The following is a 13,290-nucleotide window of genomic DNA, read 5'->3' as shown; positions in this document are numbered from 1 at the left end:
AGTGGGGCTCCGCAGCTCACAGCACTTGGAGCCCCCACTGCGCTTTCACCGCCAGAAATTCCCAGTCCGTGGAAGGCCTCACATGACTCATACCCCAAGTCAACCCCGAGTACGTCCACCACTGTCGCCGGCAAGCTTCCGTGCAGACGAAGAACTACTCGAGTTTCACATTCCTGACGATCCCGAAACCACAACTGTCCCCGGCCGCCCCCTCGCCTACGCCCGTGCCGCAACGATCAACATCTGCCCCATCTGTCTGACAAACGCGGCGGACTCGCGGGAGCATGTCCCCCCATTCAGCATCGGGGGCCAGGTCATGATCCAGACGTGCACCCAGTGCAACAACCAGTCCGGGGCCCGCATAGACGCAGCTCTACTTCGATGGCGAGACGCCCAAGTGGATCTCTGGCTCGAGACCTCGGGCGTCAGGGGACGACGAAAGGTCGGTCCCGCATGGATCCGAACCTCACCCCAAGGGGCCGCCATCATCCCTACTCGGGGGCTCCCGCCGGCTCTTCACGGCGTTCTGCAAGAGGGAGTTACCGGCTCCATGACGATGGCGCTGCCCGATCCCGTGGCAGTCAACACAGGAGCGTTGAAATCCGCCTACCTCAGCGCCTGTCTCCTGTTGGAAGAAGTCCCCACGACGCCCATGAGCAAGCAGGTCCGGCGCGAGGTCTTGGAAGCCCTGCAGACCCCTGGAGAGCAGCCTCTCCCGACGGGGCCTTCTGTCAAAGCAGCGACACCTTTCCGCGTCACCACCACGATCAACACCGAGATCCTCACGAGGGTGAAGCCGATCGTGATGGTGGAGCTCAAGGGCAGAGACCAAGAAACCGGGTGGGCGGTGATCCTTGGAGGATCCATCGGCGTTTGGTGGCCCTTCGAGAACGAGCTGATCCCCGTCGTGGTCGAGCATCAAGCCCGGCGCGACCGAGCCAGCGCACCGGCCCCATGACCGACATCGCAGTCGTCGCACTGGTTCAAGGCGGCCGTGTCCTGCTGGTGCACCGCCATCCCGGCCGCGAGAACTATCCCGATTGCTGGGACCTTCCCGGAGGCCACGTCGAGGAGGGCGAACCACCCGCAGTCGCGGCAGTGCGTGAGTGCCGCGAGGAACTCGGTGTCGAGCTGTCCAACGTCATCCCGGTTGCGACGTACGAGATGCATTCCGGCCTTCGCAAGCATGTATTCGTCGCGACGCAATGGCTGGGAACACCGGACAACTGCGCACCCGACGAGCATGACGCCATGTCCTGGTTCACTCTGGAGCAGGCAAAGGCACTCGACATGGCCGACCCGGACTGTCTACCCAACGTCTTCGCCGCACTGGATGGTTCGGGCAGGCTGTAGGCATGACAGCAGCCGACGAGGAACTCACCGCCTCCACCTACGACACCGTCGCTGACGCCTACGCCGACGACATCGTCGGTCTCGACGCCGAACAGAGCATCGACGTAGCGATGATCGACCTGTTCACGTGCCTGGTACCGGCACCGCGGCACGTTCTTGACGCTGGGTGTGGCGCCGGTCGCATGCTGCCCCACCTCGCCAGCAAAGACTGCGATGTCGAAGGCATCGACCTGTCCATGGGAATGATCGCCCGCGCCCGTCGCGACCACCCTGCCTTTCGCCTCCAGATCGGCTCGCTGACCCGCCTCCCATACGCTGATGGCAACTTCGACGGAGTGTTCTCGTGGTCCTCCACGATGCACAATCCCGATGAGGACCTCGACATCATGATCACCGAGATGGTCCGCGTACTTCGGCCGGCCGGGCTGCTGCTCGCGGGTTTCCAGACCGGTCACGGAATGCGCAGGGTCGGCAAGGGGTATGAGGCGCTCGGCTACGACGTCGTCCTGAACCGCTGGCACCGCACGCCGGACACGATGGCGGGCTTGCTGGAGCAGCACGGGATGATGATCGTGGCGCGAATGGAACGTGAAGCGATGGGCACTGAGGGCGATGGCCAATCCGTCCTCATCGCCCGACGAGCCAGCTGAGGCAACCGTCGGAAAACTGTCAGTGGTGCCTGCAAGGATTCCAGCATGACTCTGGATGGAATGCCCAGCACCGCTGCGGTGCACCTCGACCTGTCAGGAACGGACCTGCCTGAATGGGTCGCTGGTCTCTTCCGGCAGGAGGCTGGCAGCGTCGAGGCCATCCTCGGCGCCCCACTCGTCGTCGGTCCTGCCGTCGACGGGGAACCCTGCTGGATCGTGGAACCACGAGCTGACGACCAACCCGTCACCGTCACCTGGGATCCAGAGCATCTGCGTCTGGTCTCAACCGCCAATGGCGCGCGCGAAGTCCTCGACTCGACACTCCTGCTTGGGCGTCTTGCCCGCAGTAGCCAACGACGAGTCGAGTGGAGTGTCCCGGAAACCGTGGACGACGCCGTGGACGTCTTCGTCGATGCGCTCGAGAACGACGCCGCCTACTGGCAGTTCGCCGCCGAACCATGGCCTGTCGTGCGGGACCGCGCCTTGGCCAGCCGCCCGGGCTCATGGGACGAGTTCCGCGCCTGGGCCGAGGAACTCCTAGCCCACCTGCCGGACGGCCATGCGCGCATCGCCGCCACCAGCCAAACAACGTTCAACCCGCCATACCAGGCCCGCCTGGACGGCGACCACGTGATCCTGTCGAAGGTCCCCGAAGGCTCGGCTGCATTTGCGGCGGGCGTCCGCCCCGGTTGGACCTCTGCCGTCCCCGATGCAGAGCGATGGTGGCGCACCACACCCGCATCCCCGCAAGGCCGGCCCTGGCGCACCGCACGCCGCTTCCTCAGAGTTGTCGGCGACGAGCGAACCTTCACCGCCACCAGCCCCGACGGCCACGCCGTGACTTGGGTCGAGGCGCGCAGCGAGCAGCCACGGCGCGAGGTCATCACCGTCAGCCACAACCCGTCCGGCGCGGTGCTGGTGTGGCTCGACTCGTTCTCCGACGACCCGCGCATCACCGAGGTGATGGACGAGTTGTGCAAGGGAGCCAACCCCGATGACCACATGGTGCTCGACCTGCGAGGAAACCCCGGCGGAAAGGTTGTCGTCGAGCATGCATTAGCTGGGCGATTCCTGCGCCAGAAGACCTTCCTAGGGACCACCACCTACTCGGACGCCCGGGGCGGCTTCGGACCCCATGTAGAGCGGTGGGGCGACCCCAGCGATGATCCTTGCTGGCCAGGACGGTTGACCATCTTGGTCGATGTGCACACGTTCAGCTCGCCCGAGGCCTTCGTCGGACGCCTGCAGGGCCTGCCGCATGTGACCGTGCTCGGGGATGCCACCGGTGGTGGCATCGGCATGCCATGTCGTGTGCCGCTGGGGCATGGGCTCGAGGCGTGGTTCGCGTCAGCGATCTGCTATGACCGCGGCGGCCCTCCCATCGACGTCCGCGGCATCAGGCCCGACGGGCCGCTAGTAGACGACCCGACTGCGCTGTGACGAGAACCACGCGGCAAATTGGTGGGTTGTGAGGCGGCCAACGCTGCAGGATGGGAGCCATGAGTATTGACCTGGTCGCGATGCCCTTTCATGACGCCGTCGAAGAACAGGTGGTGGACCGAGGCACGGGTCACTCCTGGAGGGTTCTGGTGGAGCCCTTCGAGCTTTCACCGGTCGTGGTGACTCGCAGTCTCTGGAACCAGGTGCAGGGCGGAACGGCCAACGCCGACCTCGCTGATGTGCCCCATACGGAGGTGAGCTGGCGCGAGGCGGTGCAGTTCTGCAACGCCTTCTCGATCCAGGACGGGTTCACGCCGGTCTACACGATCTCGCAGCGTAAGGCCCCGACGCTGACCCAGTGGCGTCCGCACAGCCAGCCGGAGGCCGACGACTGGGTGATTGAGTGGGATCACGAGGCCGATGGATACCGGCTACCCACGGACGCTGAGTGGCAACTCGCCTGCCGCGCGGGCGCGGCGGGTCCCCGTTACGCGCAGCTCGACGACATCGGTTGGTACGCGGACAACTCCGGCGGGCGGGCCCATCCCGTGCGCTTGAAGCAACCGAATGCGTGGGGGTTGTTCGACATGTTGGGCGGGGTGTGGGAGTGGTGCTGGGACCTGTACGACCCCGAGGTGTACGGGTCGTACCGCATCATCCGCGGCGGCGGATGGAGCGATCCGCACTGGAGCTGCCGCGCCGGCGTGCGTCGCAAGACCAACCCTGCATCATCATTCGACGACCTCGGATTCCGTATCGCCCGCGGAACAGCCACCCACCCCGCCGTCAGACCAACCTGAAGCCCTACCAACTTCACCTCTGACAACCCCGGGGCTCGCGGCGACTTGGCACAGATCAGCCACACCATGACCCCGGCCAAAGTGCTGCCCTATTGTCTAGTCTGAGCTCATGGTGACGGCTCGGCGGGAAGTCCAGCCAGCCCTCCGGGAATGCCTGGCAGGGCCCATGGTTGCCTACGACCTGCAGGTGCCGATCGATGCCGCCCACGTGGGCCTGCCGAGCACCTCCGCCACCGTGATCCTCGCCGTGGACGAGCCACTCGACGTCGGATGGCTGCATGACCCCACGAGCTCCTCACGGCGGTGGTGCTCCATGTCAGGTCTGCACCTGACGCCGGCGCTGATCCGCACCCACGGCATGCAGCGCGGCATCCATCTGGAGCTCACACCCTTCGGATCCCGAGCTCTGTTCGGAGCACCCTTCGGTACCGTCGCCGGTCACACCGTGGACCTGGCTGACCTCCCCCGCGGGCTCAGCCCAGCAGAGCACGAAGCCGTCACCGCCCCTGCCACCTGGGCTGCCCGGCTGACCACCATCGAAGCCCTCCTGCTCGATCGCCTCCAAGCAGCTCATCTCGCGGCTGACCTCAGGCGCGCCTGGCAGCTGTTGAGTGCAGGGCAGCGCGTCTCATGGGTGGCCGATGAGGTGGGCTGGTCCCGACGCCACCTGGCCAATCGCGTGCGCAGCGAGTTCGGCGTCAGCCCCAAGGAGCTGGGTCGCCTGGCGCGCTTCCAGAACGCGTCGCGCATGGTCCAGTCAGGCCTGCCACTCGCCCAAGCCGCCCAAGCGGCCGGCTACGCAGACCAAGCGCACCTCTCCCGGGAATGGAAGACCTTCGCCGGACGCAGCCCCAGCACCTGCACCGAACCGTTCCCAAACCTTCAAGACCTGCTCGCCACCCACAGCCCAGACTGAACGCATGGCAAACACCCCGCAGACCTTCCACTGCCTGACCTACAACGACGCCGCCCACGGATTGGCCTTCCTGACCGCGCTCGGGTTCACCGAAGCCCTCGTCGTGAGGAATCAAGACGACCCCGACCTCGTCGAGCACGCCGAACTTCACTGGCGCGACAACGGCGCTGTCATGCTGGGATCAACCGGCCAGGGCAAGCCCCTGGAGAGGACGGCAGGTCACGCTGCCTGCTACCTCGTCGTCCCCACCGACAGTGATGTCGACACCACCTACTCAAAGGCATTGGACAACGGTGCCCAAACCATCGAGCCACCCGCCGACCGCCCCTTCGGAGGGCGCATGGCCACAGTCAGCGACCACGAGGGCAACCTGTGGTCCTTCGGTTCCTACACCGGCATCCAGCCGCCACGCGGAGGAAAAGCATGAGCACGGAGCAAGACGTGCGTCGCCTGGCCACTGCCCTACCCCAAGTCACCGAAGGCACGTCCTACGCAACACCGGCCTTCTACGTGGCCGGCAAGATCTTTGCCCGCCTCCACGAGGACAATGGCGTCCTGGTCCTCTGGCGGGAGAGTCTCGAGGACCGCGAGGCGCTCATCGCAGCCGATCCCGACAAGTTCTTCACCACCGACCACTACCGCGGGCACCCGAGTGTCCTGGTCAGGCTGAAGCATGTGGATCCAGCCGAGCTGCACGAACTCCTGAGCGAGGCGTGGCAGGCGCGGGTACCCGGCCGAGCCAGTGCGGACTAGGGCGTGTCTCCCAATTGGCGACGCGTGCCACAGTGCTGCGCGCTCGGCGGCAAGTCAGGACGTGTTGGGGCCTACGCGAGGCGGCGCTCGGCCTCCGAGGACCGATCAAGAAACTCGGACGACGCTCACTGGTGGTAGCCGTTGCCGGAGGACCTCCACGCGCCGGCCTGCATCGTGCACGTGGGGGAAGTCGTCAACCGAGGGCAGCAGCAGAAAGGAACCGGTCGATCTCGCGGCGTACGGCATCGTGTGTGGGGCCGAGCCAGAACAGGTGGCTGGCGGCCTCAGTGTCGACGAGTCTGGCGCCGGGGATGACGGCTGCGGCATTCTCCGCGTGAGCAAACGCCACTACGCCGTCATGGCGCGAGGCGAGAACCAGGGTGGGGACATCGATAGACGACATCGATGCCTGCCTCGACCCGCTCGATCTGCCGGATGCCTGGCGCAGATCAAGGACGAATCCGGCGCCAGAGTTCATGCTGCTGAACATCGCCCGCGCACGCGCGCAATCGCCTTGGGACCACGTGTTCCACCAGGCCACGATGGGGAGCGTCGACAGGCCGCCGACCATCAGTTTGAGCCCCTGATCGGAGGCGACCAAAGCGCGGGTGATCCGCCAGGTCAGAGTCTGCACCCGTGGGGAGAACACGAGCGATCCGGCGATGCGCTCCTGCGGCGAGTCCGGGTAGGGCAACGTCGACGGTGCTGCACTGGCCAGAATCAGCTTGGGCGGGTGAGGACTACCCACACGGGTGAGCTCGATCGCCTGCATACCTCCGAAGGAGACTCCCACGACGGCAGCCACGGCTCTCACGCCGAGGTGGGCCAAGGCTTCCGAGACGGCAGGGACGAACTCGGCTGCAGACAGCGGCCCCACCTGCGTGCGTCCATAACCCGGTCGGGACACCGAAACCAATCCGTAGCCGAGCTCGCGGAACAGGTCCCAACCGACATCGGCCATCGCACCACAGTGACCACCGGGAAAGACCACGACCAGAGGACGCTCCTCCAAGGCTTCGGTGGCGAGCTCGACGGCGCCTTGAGCCATCCTGACCACGACGGGCTGCATGCCCCCATGATGAGCCCGCCCCGTGTCCAGGGCACGACTTCTGGAACAGAAGGACGACTGTCGGTCGTCTCCTTCGTCAACGCGTACTGCAAGCTCGTAAGACCTGGTCCGCTACGAGTTGAGGTTGCGTGAACAAGACGTAGTGAGTGGACTCGGACGCTTCGACCAGGCGCCAACCGGAGTTCGCCGCAACTGATCGCCGATGGGCAGAACAGAGTTCTCGGCGCGATTCACCTATACGGGTGGGCTTGGTACCTGAGATGACGACGGTCGAGACAGGCCTGGGCTGGGGGGCCTCGCGCAGCTGCTGCAGCCCATCTCGAATGTGACGGTTCTCTTCTACGCAAACCCGGGCCGCGGCCGGAGTGCTACATGCGTCGAGGGTCGCCTTGAGAGCCTTCGGAGCGAGGAATCGTCCGAAGGCATTGCTCAACCCCGCCCTCAAAAGCCCGGCCCGGGCAACCGCGGGAAGTACCAGGGCTTGGACCCAGTCCATAGCTCGCGCACTCCGTGTGAAGTACACGTCGGCGTGCTCATCCGAAGGATCTACGAGCACCAGCGATGACACGACCCCGGCGGGCAACAACTCGGCCGCCCTCCGGGCAATCGGACCACCCCAGCTGTGACCGACGAGAACAACATCCGGTGCCCCCTGAGCCTCAACCACACGGACCAGGTCGACAGCCAACGCATCGAGAGTCCGACACCCCGCATCCGCGGTACTGGTGCCGTACCCGGCACGGTCGTAGGCCACTGCCTTCACATGTCCGGAGACCTGCTCAGCCACCGGCGACCAGCACCGTCCACCAGCACCGAGGCCGGCCTCGAACACGACCACAACGTCGCCACCTCCCCAGGTGTACGTGTTGAGGGTTCGGCCGTCGAAAGTCTGCACCGACCCGCGGTCTGGCTCCATGCCTGCGAGCCTACAAGGTCGTGGATCTGGAGCAGGCCCATCGGTACCACCACTCATTGCGGCTACTAGTCCTCCAGCGGTAGGACCCGTGCTTGGCCAAGCTCACTCCACGTGGCCCATCCACAGTCGCCCGAGTTCGCGACCACGAGGTTTCGGTGGATAGGTCGCGCTCATCGGCACTACGGCGCACCGGTCGAGGCACGCTCGGACGCTACACCCCGACAGCGGCAAAACAGGACGGGCCGAGGCAAGGGATCCTATGAGTCGCCGCCTTGGCCGCGCACAGCATCGACCACCGCGACGGCTTGGTCCAGGGTGTCCACCACCACTGCGTACCGTTCCCCGGCCTTGGTCTCCAGATCGACACGGGCCTTGCCGCCGGTGTTGAGGCGAACGCCTTGGGGTGATGTCGCCTTCCCCGTGACATACCAGTTGAGGAGGCCACGGTTCAGACCGTCATCTGTGTGTGAGGAGACGCTGGCTACGTCCTGCAGTGGGATCGAGCGCCGGTAGAACGGAGCTCCCAACGTGATCATTCCAGCCTGGCGATCGACATCGACCGTGATCGACTGGCCAAGGGATGCGAAACGGTTTCCTCGGGCGGTGATGCGCAGATCCATTGCTGACCTCCTATGTCGGGATGTCTCGATCATGCACTGAAAACCCGCCGCCGTACTCCGTCTCGAGAGGGAACAGAGGCCGTCCGCCTCTCGGCGTGAGAGCAATGTCACGCCCCTGCCCCTCGTGTTGCTTCGGTCACCAGACGGAGGCTGCGTGGGCTCAAGTCGGCCGGGAGTTCCTCGTCGTCGAGCATGGTGCGAACTTCCTCGTGGAGTCTGTGGGCTTCATCGAGGCGGCCTTCGGCAGTGGCGACTGCCGCCAGGTCGAGTCGCGTGATGGTGTCCTCGGGGGCGGCCCGCAGCGCTGCTTCCGCGCTGGTTTGTGCTCGCGCGGTGTCGTTGTTCGCGAGGTGGTGGCTGCTGAGTGTATGGGCGATGTCGACGATCGAAACGGTGATGTGGTGCTCGAGGCCGGTGTGGGCGAGCCAGCCCCAGCCCCCAGGACGCAGCTGATCGAAGGGACGCCCTTGCACCAGGCCCAAGGCGGCTTCGAGGTCGTCGATGCCGTCCTCCCCTGCTGCTTGGGCGCGGGCTCGGAGGCGACGCATGAGGTCGATGTCGACGAGCAGGTCGGGTACTTGGTAGACGGGCACTCCTCGGTCGATTGCGGCGGGGGTGTTGGTGGCGTCGGGTAGGTAGCGCTCGCCGGTGGTCGGGTTGGTGCCGAGCCATTCGCGGATGGTGGTGATGCCAGTTCGCACCGTCTGTGGCGACACGTTCATGGCGTCGGCGACTTCGTCGGGGGTGGCGCCGTGCTCGCGTAGGGCGATGTAGGCGAGCATCTCGGTGTAGTAGGGCTTGCGTTTGGCGATGGCCTTGCCGCGGGCGGTGACCTTGACCGGTCCGAGCAGGCTCAGCTTGGGGCGGCGTGTGTCGGGGTTGTTCCAGTCGGCCAGGTCGGCGTCGAGGGTGGGGTCGATGTCTCGCAACCGCTGGGCCACAGTGTCGTCGGGCTCAGGCAGGAGACGGGCCCATTCGGCGTCGTCCTCGACGGTCGGAGGCAGCGACACGGAAGCATCGTGGTCGCCCTCTACGTCCCGAGTGGGCTGTGCCTCGTCCTCGACGGTCGTGGACGGGGTGTGCGTCGCGATGGATCCGGCGGCGTCGGTGAGTTCGCGCCAACCGGTGTCGCCGGCGGGTGGGACGGATTCGTCGGTGAGGGTGTCGGCCTGGGCGAGTAGCGCCGCGCAGCCGAGGGCCTCGTCCGGGGTGAGACCGGCAGGGATGAGGGCCAGTCCGGCTGGTTCCAGACGTGCCTGGCCGTGGGCGGTGAACACCAGCCGAGCCGCATCAGAGTCAGGGTTGCTCTTCCCCACCATGAGCACCGCTGCCCCGGTTCGGGAGGGGTGGTCGATGATCAGGCTGATCAGCTCGCTGGCTTCGGGCGCGTGGGCGTCGGTGGTGATGAGTGCTTGCGGGAGCCAGGCCTCGCCGTCGGTGGCGCGGCAGCGCTTGTCCTCCACGACAGCGGCCTCGGCCGAGAGTCGGTGGATGGTGTGTCGGGCGTCGTCGGTGATGGTCTCGATGGCGTGGACCGCCGTGGTTGGTTGGTGGAGACGGTTGGGGTTCATGTCGATGGCTTCGACGCCGGCGTCGAGGCAGGTGGCGCGCACGCCACGCGACCAGGGGTTGACGGCGATCTCTGCTGCGGCGTAGCGGGCGAAGTCGTGGGCGTAGTCCGCGTCGCCGGTGAGGTGCAGCACGCCGAGCTGTTCGAGGTTGACCAGCCACACGGCCTGGTCGTGGTCGGTTCCTGCCGTGACGAGCAGCGGGTAGGGCGCGGGCGCCTCGATCACACCGAGGTTCGGGTGCAGGGGTGTGGCCCAGCAGCGGCCGCTGTCGTCGATGGCGGTCCACGCGCTGGGCATGGTGTCGGTGGCTTCGGCGAGGTGGACCTCGACGTGGTCGGTGGTGACGCGCACGGCGGCCACAGGCGGCACCCGGTGGCCTGCGGCCAGGGCGTCGGCGGCGAGGTGGCGCAGGTGGGCGTCGAGGTTGGCGAGGTCGACCGTGACCGGTGTCCCGGCGGCGACCAGCGTCTGCTCGACGGGGGCTAGTTCGGGTGGGGGCAGGGTGATCTGGCGGCCCGGACGGCGGTGGGAGGCCTGCACGACGCGTCGGCGGCGCAGCACCACGAGCGCCGAGGCGGCCAGCAGGCCACCGCCGGACGCGAGCCCGGTGAGCAGCCAGGACGCCGAGACACCGTCGTGCGCTTCCGCCTCGTCGCTTGCTGGTGCGGCAGCTGGGGTGGTGGCGGTGCTGTGCGGGGTCGCTGTGCTCGCGGACGGTGACGGGCTGGGCGCCGGTGCCGGGGTCGAGGTCTGGCTTGGGGTGGTGCGGGGCGCGTCGGTGGTCTTGGGGGTCCGGCTCGCTACCCGGGGCTTCTTCTCGGTCGCAGGTGCCGTCTGGCCAGGGATGGTGAGTGTCCAGCCGGGCAGGATGATGTCGGGGTCGGTGAGACGCGCTCCGTCGGGCTGGGGCGTGGCGCGGGAGGCCCGGTAGATCTCGGGCCAGCGCTCAGGATCGCCGAGGTGTGTCCGAGCGAGCTGCGCCAGGGTATCCCCGTCGCGCACGACGACCGTGTGAGCCTGCCGCTCGGTCTGGGGCTGGGCGCCACTGGTGGGGATGGTGATGCGCCAGCCGGGGTTGATGACGTTTGGGTCCGTGAGGTGTGCCCCGTCGGGCTGGACGGTGCTGCGGGATGCCTGGGCGAGTTCGGGCCACCGGTCGGCGTCGTGGAGCTCGTCGGCGGCGATGCTCGACAGGCTCTCCCCCTGCGTGACGACATGCACCCGCGCACCAGTGCCGGTCGGCTTCGCCGTGGCTGGGCTGCTTGGGGCGGTCTGGGTGGTGGCGCTGGCTGCGGGTGGGGTGGGGCGGGGTTCGGCCGAGGCGGTCGGGGTGCCGAGCAGAGGTGCGGTGACCAGGACGAGGGCGGCGGTGGCGACCAGGCGTCGGATGCCCAGCTGGGGTGCGTGCCAGCCGGGCAGCATCGGCGCGGTGCGGCCGCGCAGGCGCGCGACGGTTTCCAGCAGGATCAGCACGGCAAGGTATGCCCACACGAGCCAGCCCAGCAACCCGATGGCGCTCAGCGCGAGGGTGCCGTCGTCCGGCGCGGTCAGGGCCTGCCACCACTGGTCGGGGCTGGGGATGCTGCCGGGCAGGGGGTTGCCGACGGTGGCCACCAGTGCTGCGGGAAGGCCGACCATCAGGGCCCCGAGGGCGAACAGGGCAGCCAGACCGTGGAGTCGGCGTCGAAGGGTGGTCATCGTGGTCTCCCGTCGAGGACGCGGTGGATCTCGACCTGACCGGTTCCCGTGACGGGGAGCCGGTCGATGCCGAGCAGGGTGAGGAAGCGGCATTCGTAGTCGCCGGTGGCCGTCACCGACACGGTGGTCGCGCCGACGGTGGAGGTGCCGGTGTATCCGGCGGCGGTGAGGTATCCGTCGGCGGCGCCGCTCACCCGGGCGGGGTCGGGGGTGAGGGTGCCGGTGGTGGCCAGCGCGTCGAGTTCGACCTGTTGGCCGCCGGTGCGGGCTGCTTCGAAGGCGACCTGCCGGGCACGCTGCTCGGCCGCGACATGCCCGGCCAGATCGACGCCCAGGCCGAGGACCAGCATCATGCACAGGCTGGCCAGCACGGCCCAGGTGCTGATGGAGCCCCGCTCATCGCGCACCGGCTTGGTGCGGCGGGGTGCCGCGGTCATCGTCGGCCCCGGAACACGTCCAGCGGTGAGCTGGCCTGTCGGGTGATGGTGATGCTGCCGGGCAGCCCGGGCAGCGCGATGTCGGACAGGTTCACCTGGCACGCCACGGTGGCCTTCAGGCTGGCAGGGGTACCGACGGGAACCGCGAAGCCGGCGGCATCGACCTCGACGCGCGCCGGTTGGCAGTCGAGCTGGTGGCTGGCCAGCGTCGCCTGGGCGGCGGTGGTGGCGCGGCTGGTGGCGCTGGCCGCATCTCGTGCCAGCGACCCGCTGCGAGCCGCTTCGGCCGCGGCGGCATCGACGTGCTGCCGGGCCACCTCGATGCGCCCCAAGGCGATGACCAGACCGAGGAACAGGCAGAAGGCCGGCACCACCAGGACGGCCTCCAAAGTGGCCGAACCCCGCTCACCCCGTCCGCTGCGGCTCATGTGAGTTCCTCCCACGGCATCGACGCCGACCGGATCACCGGCAACTCCAGCCCCGGGACGAGGACCAGGCATCGACCGGTGACCGTGGCGTGGGGGCCGGTGACGTCCCCGGTGACGGTGACCTGGGCGTGTTCGAGGCCGCCGTGGGACTGCTCCAACGCCGCCTGGGCCCGTTGTGTCCCGGTGGCCTGCCAGTCGTGGTCCTTGGCGCTGGCGGCGGCCCGGGCAGCGTCCTGCGCCGCGGCCGAGGCGATGGACGCGGCGTAGTAGTAGAGGGCCGCCTGGACGCCGACGATGACCAGCAGCAACAGTGCCGGCAGCAGCACGACCATCTCGAGGGTGGCCGAGCCGCGCTCGTCTCGCCGCGGCACCCGGCCCCGACGACGCCGGGTCACTTGATCTTGCCGACTTCCTTCTTGACGAAGGCGGTGATGGCTGCCACCACGATGCCGACCAGCGCGATGATCGCGACCGCCCACAGCGCCTGCTCGATCGTGATCGAGCCCCGCTCGTCCCGCCGCCGGGCCAGCACCTGCTGCTGGTGCCCCAGCAGGGTCTCCACCCGGTAGCCCAGCGTCAACCAGATTCCCAGAATGTGCTGCATCGTCGTGTTCCTTTCGTCGATTCCAACAAGCCACC

At 67.5% G+C, this 13,290-nt stretch carries 16 protein-coding genes and 1 pseudogene; 9 read left to right on the top strand and 8 right to left on the bottom strand.

The features are described from left to right. Nucleotides 1–82 precede the first annotated feature (82 nt). The 9 genes and pseudogenes from ACOAMO_RS11185 to ACOAMO_RS11145 all read left to right on the top strand — a co-directional run. Nucleotides 83–373, top strand: a pseudogene (locus ACOAMO_RS11185) (HNH endonuclease); the annotation flags it as partial. A gap of 177 nt (nt 374–550) precedes the next feature. Then, nucleotides 551–958, top strand: a complete 408-nt coding sequence (locus ACOAMO_RS11180) for a hypothetical protein (protein ID WP_420177071.1) — start codon at nt 551–553, stop codon at nt 956–958. Further along, nucleotides 955–1,353: an NUDIX hydrolase gene (locus ACOAMO_RS11175; protein ID WP_420174865.1), complete on the top strand. Its 399-nt coding sequence runs from the start codon at nt 955–957 to the stop codon at nt 1,351–1,353. Before ACOAMO_RS11180 ends, ACOAMO_RS11175 begins: the two co-directional genes overlap by 4 nt. Before the next feature lie 2 nt (nt 1,354–1,355). Beyond that, nucleotides 1,356–2,003, top strand: coding sequence for a class I SAM-dependent methyltransferase (locus tag ACOAMO_RS11170; protein ID WP_420174864.1), 648 nt, complete (start codon nt 1,356–1,358; stop codon nt 2,001–2,003). A 45-nt stretch (nt 2,004–2,048) separates the two neighbouring features. Then, the gene (locus ACOAMO_RS11165; protein ID WP_420174863.1) at nt 2,049–3,443 is read left to right on the top strand and encodes a S41 family peptidase; all 1,395 of its coding nucleotides are present in this window, start codon (nt 2,049–2,051) and stop codon (nt 3,441–3,443) included. 59 nt (nt 3,444–3,502) lie between these two features. After that, complete coding sequence (locus ACOAMO_RS11160) at nt 3,503–4,243, top strand: formylglycine-generating enzyme family protein (protein ID WP_420174862.1); 741 nt, start codon at nt 3,503–3,505, stop codon at nt 4,241–4,243. Nucleotides 4,244–4,409: 166 nt separating this feature from the next. Next, nucleotides 4,410–5,159, top strand: a complete 750-nt coding sequence (locus ACOAMO_RS11155; protein WP_420174861.1) for a helix-turn-helix domain-containing protein — start codon at nt 4,410–4,412, stop codon at nt 5,157–5,159. A gap of 4 nt (nt 5,160–5,163) precedes the next feature. Further along, nucleotides 5,164–5,586 carry a VOC family protein gene (locus ACOAMO_RS11150; protein WP_420174860.1) on the top strand — a complete coding sequence of 141 codons (423 nt, stop codon included), beginning with the start codon at nt 5,164–5,166 and terminating at the stop codon, nt 5,584–5,586. Next, nucleotides 5,583–5,912: an MmcQ/YjbR family DNA-binding protein gene (locus ACOAMO_RS11145; protein WP_420174859.1), complete on the top strand. Its 330-nt coding sequence runs from the start codon at nt 5,583–5,585 to the stop codon at nt 5,910–5,912. Before ACOAMO_RS11150 ends, ACOAMO_RS11145 begins: the two co-directional genes overlap by 4 nt. A gap of 193 nt (nt 5,913–6,105) precedes the next feature. Here ACOAMO_RS11145 and ACOAMO_RS11140 read toward each other — a convergent pair whose 3' ends face one another. The 8 genes from ACOAMO_RS11140 to ACOAMO_RS11105 all read right to left on the bottom strand — a co-directional run bounded on the left by ACOAMO_RS11140 (nt 6,106) and on the right by ACOAMO_RS11105 (nt 13,255). After that, nucleotides 6,106–6,981 carry an alpha/beta fold hydrolase gene (locus tag ACOAMO_RS11140; RefSeq protein WP_420174858.1) on the bottom strand — a complete coding sequence of 292 codons (876 nt, stop codon included), beginning with the start codon at nt 6,979–6,981 and terminating at the stop codon, nt 6,106–6,108. Between the two features lie 76 nt (nt 6,982–7,057). Continuing rightward, on the bottom strand, nt 7,058–7,897 hold the full coding sequence (locus ACOAMO_RS11135; protein ID WP_420174857.1) for an alpha/beta fold hydrolase: 840 nt from the start codon (nt 7,895–7,897) through the stop codon (nt 7,058–7,060). 257 nt (nt 7,898–8,154) lie between these two features. Beyond that, nucleotides 8,155–8,517, bottom strand: a complete 363-nt coding sequence (locus ACOAMO_RS11130; RefSeq protein WP_245995635.1) for a hypothetical protein — start codon at nt 8,515–8,517, stop codon at nt 8,155–8,157. Nucleotides 8,518–8,624: 107 nt separating this feature from the next. Next, nucleotides 8,625–11,786, bottom strand: a complete 3,162-nt coding sequence (locus ACOAMO_RS11125; RefSeq protein WP_420174856.1) for a hypothetical protein — start codon at nt 11,784–11,786, stop codon at nt 8,625–8,627. Beyond that, a complete protein-coding gene (locus ACOAMO_RS11120; RefSeq protein ID WP_420174855.1) occupies nt 11,783–12,223 on the bottom strand; it encodes a pilus assembly protein TadG-related protein in 441 nt (146 codons plus the stop codon). Before ACOAMO_RS11120 ends, ACOAMO_RS11125 begins: the two co-directional genes overlap by 4 nt. Further along, nucleotides 12,220–12,651 (bottom strand): TadE/TadG family type IV pilus assembly protein, encoded by a 432-nt coding sequence (locus tag ACOAMO_RS11115; RefSeq protein WP_420174854.1) that lies wholly within the window; start codon nt 12,649–12,651, stop codon nt 12,220–12,222. The genes ACOAMO_RS11120 and ACOAMO_RS11115 overlap by 4 nt, the downstream gene beginning before the upstream one ends. Beyond that, complete coding sequence (locus ACOAMO_RS11110; protein WP_420174853.1) at nt 12,648–13,046, bottom strand: TadE/TadG family type IV pilus assembly protein; 399 nt, start codon at nt 13,044–13,046, stop codon at nt 12,648–12,650. Before ACOAMO_RS11110 ends, ACOAMO_RS11115 begins: the two co-directional genes overlap by 4 nt. Beyond that, on the bottom strand, nt 13,043–13,255 hold the full coding sequence (locus tag ACOAMO_RS11105) for a TadE/TadG family type IV pilus assembly protein (protein ID WP_245995518.1): 213 nt from the start codon (nt 13,253–13,255) through the stop codon (nt 13,043–13,045). The genes ACOAMO_RS11110 and ACOAMO_RS11105 overlap by 4 nt, the downstream gene beginning before the upstream one ends. Between the last annotated feature and the right edge of the window lie 35 nt (nt 13,256–13,290).

Source organism: Luteococcus struthionis (genome assembly GCF_048595755.1).
Taxonomy (GTDB): Bacteria; Actinomycetota; Actinomycetes; order Propionibacteriales; family Propionibacteriaceae; genus Luteococcus.
The sequence above is the reverse complement of the archived record's forward strand: the minus strand, read 5'-3'. Positions and strand labels throughout refer to the sequence as shown.

Excerpts from the sequence above, each read along its gene's own strand:
- ACOAMO_RS11165 (WP_420174863.1), top strand. The coding sequence starts at position 2,049 with ATGACTCTGGATGGAATGCCCAGCACCGCTGCGGTGCACCTCGACCTG.
- ACOAMO_RS11140 (WP_420174858.1), bottom strand. The coding sequence starts at position 6,981 with ATGCAGCCCGTCGTGGTCAGGATGGCTCAAGGCGCCGTCGAGCTCGCC.
- ACOAMO_RS11170 (WP_420174864.1), top strand. The coding sequence starts at position 1,356 with ATGACAGCAGCCGACGAGGAACTCACCGCCTCCACCTACGACACCGTC.
- ACOAMO_RS11180 (WP_420177071.1), top strand. The coding sequence starts at position 551 with ATGACGATGGCGCTGCCCGATCCCGTGGCAGTCAACACAGGAGCGTTG.
- ACOAMO_RS11135 (WP_420174857.1), bottom strand. The coding sequence starts at position 7,897 with ATGGAGCCAGACCGCGGGTCGGTGCAGACTTTCGACGGCCGAACCCTC.
- ACOAMO_RS11175 (WP_420174865.1), top strand. The coding sequence starts at position 955 with ATGACCGACATCGCAGTCGTCGCACTGGTTCAAGGCGGCCGTGTCCTG.
- ACOAMO_RS11125 (WP_420174856.1), bottom strand. The coding sequence starts at position 11,786 with ATGACCACCCTTCGACGCCGACTCCACGGTCTGGCTGCCCTGTTCGCC.
- ACOAMO_RS11120 (WP_420174855.1), bottom strand. The coding sequence starts at position 12,223 with ATGACCGCGGCACCCCGCCGCACCAAGCCGGTGCGCGATGAGCGGGGC.
- ACOAMO_RS11115 (WP_420174854.1), bottom strand. The coding sequence starts at position 12,651 with ATGAGCCGCAGCGGACGGGGTGAGCGGGGTTCGGCCACTTTGGAGGCC.
- ACOAMO_RS11105 (WP_245995518.1), bottom strand. The coding sequence starts at position 13,255 with ATGCAGCACATTCTGGGAATCTGGTTGACGCTGGGCTACCGGGTGGAG.
- ACOAMO_RS11130 (WP_245995635.1), bottom strand. The coding sequence starts at position 8,517 with ATGGATCTGCGCATCACCGCCCGAGGAAACCGTTTCGCATCCCTTGGC.
- ACOAMO_RS11145 (WP_420174859.1), top strand. The coding sequence starts at position 5,583 with ATGAGCACGGAGCAAGACGTGCGTCGCCTGGCCACTGCCCTACCCCAA.
- ACOAMO_RS11150 (WP_420174860.1), top strand. The coding sequence starts at position 5,164 with ATGGCAAACACCCCGCAGACCTTCCACTGCCTGACCTACAACGACGCC.
- ACOAMO_RS11155 (WP_420174861.1), top strand. The coding sequence starts at position 4,410 with ATGGTTGCCTACGACCTGCAGGTGCCGATCGATGCCGCCCACGTGGGC.
- ACOAMO_RS11160 (WP_420174862.1), top strand. The coding sequence starts at position 3,503 with ATGAGTATTGACCTGGTCGCGATGCCCTTTCATGACGCCGTCGAAGAA.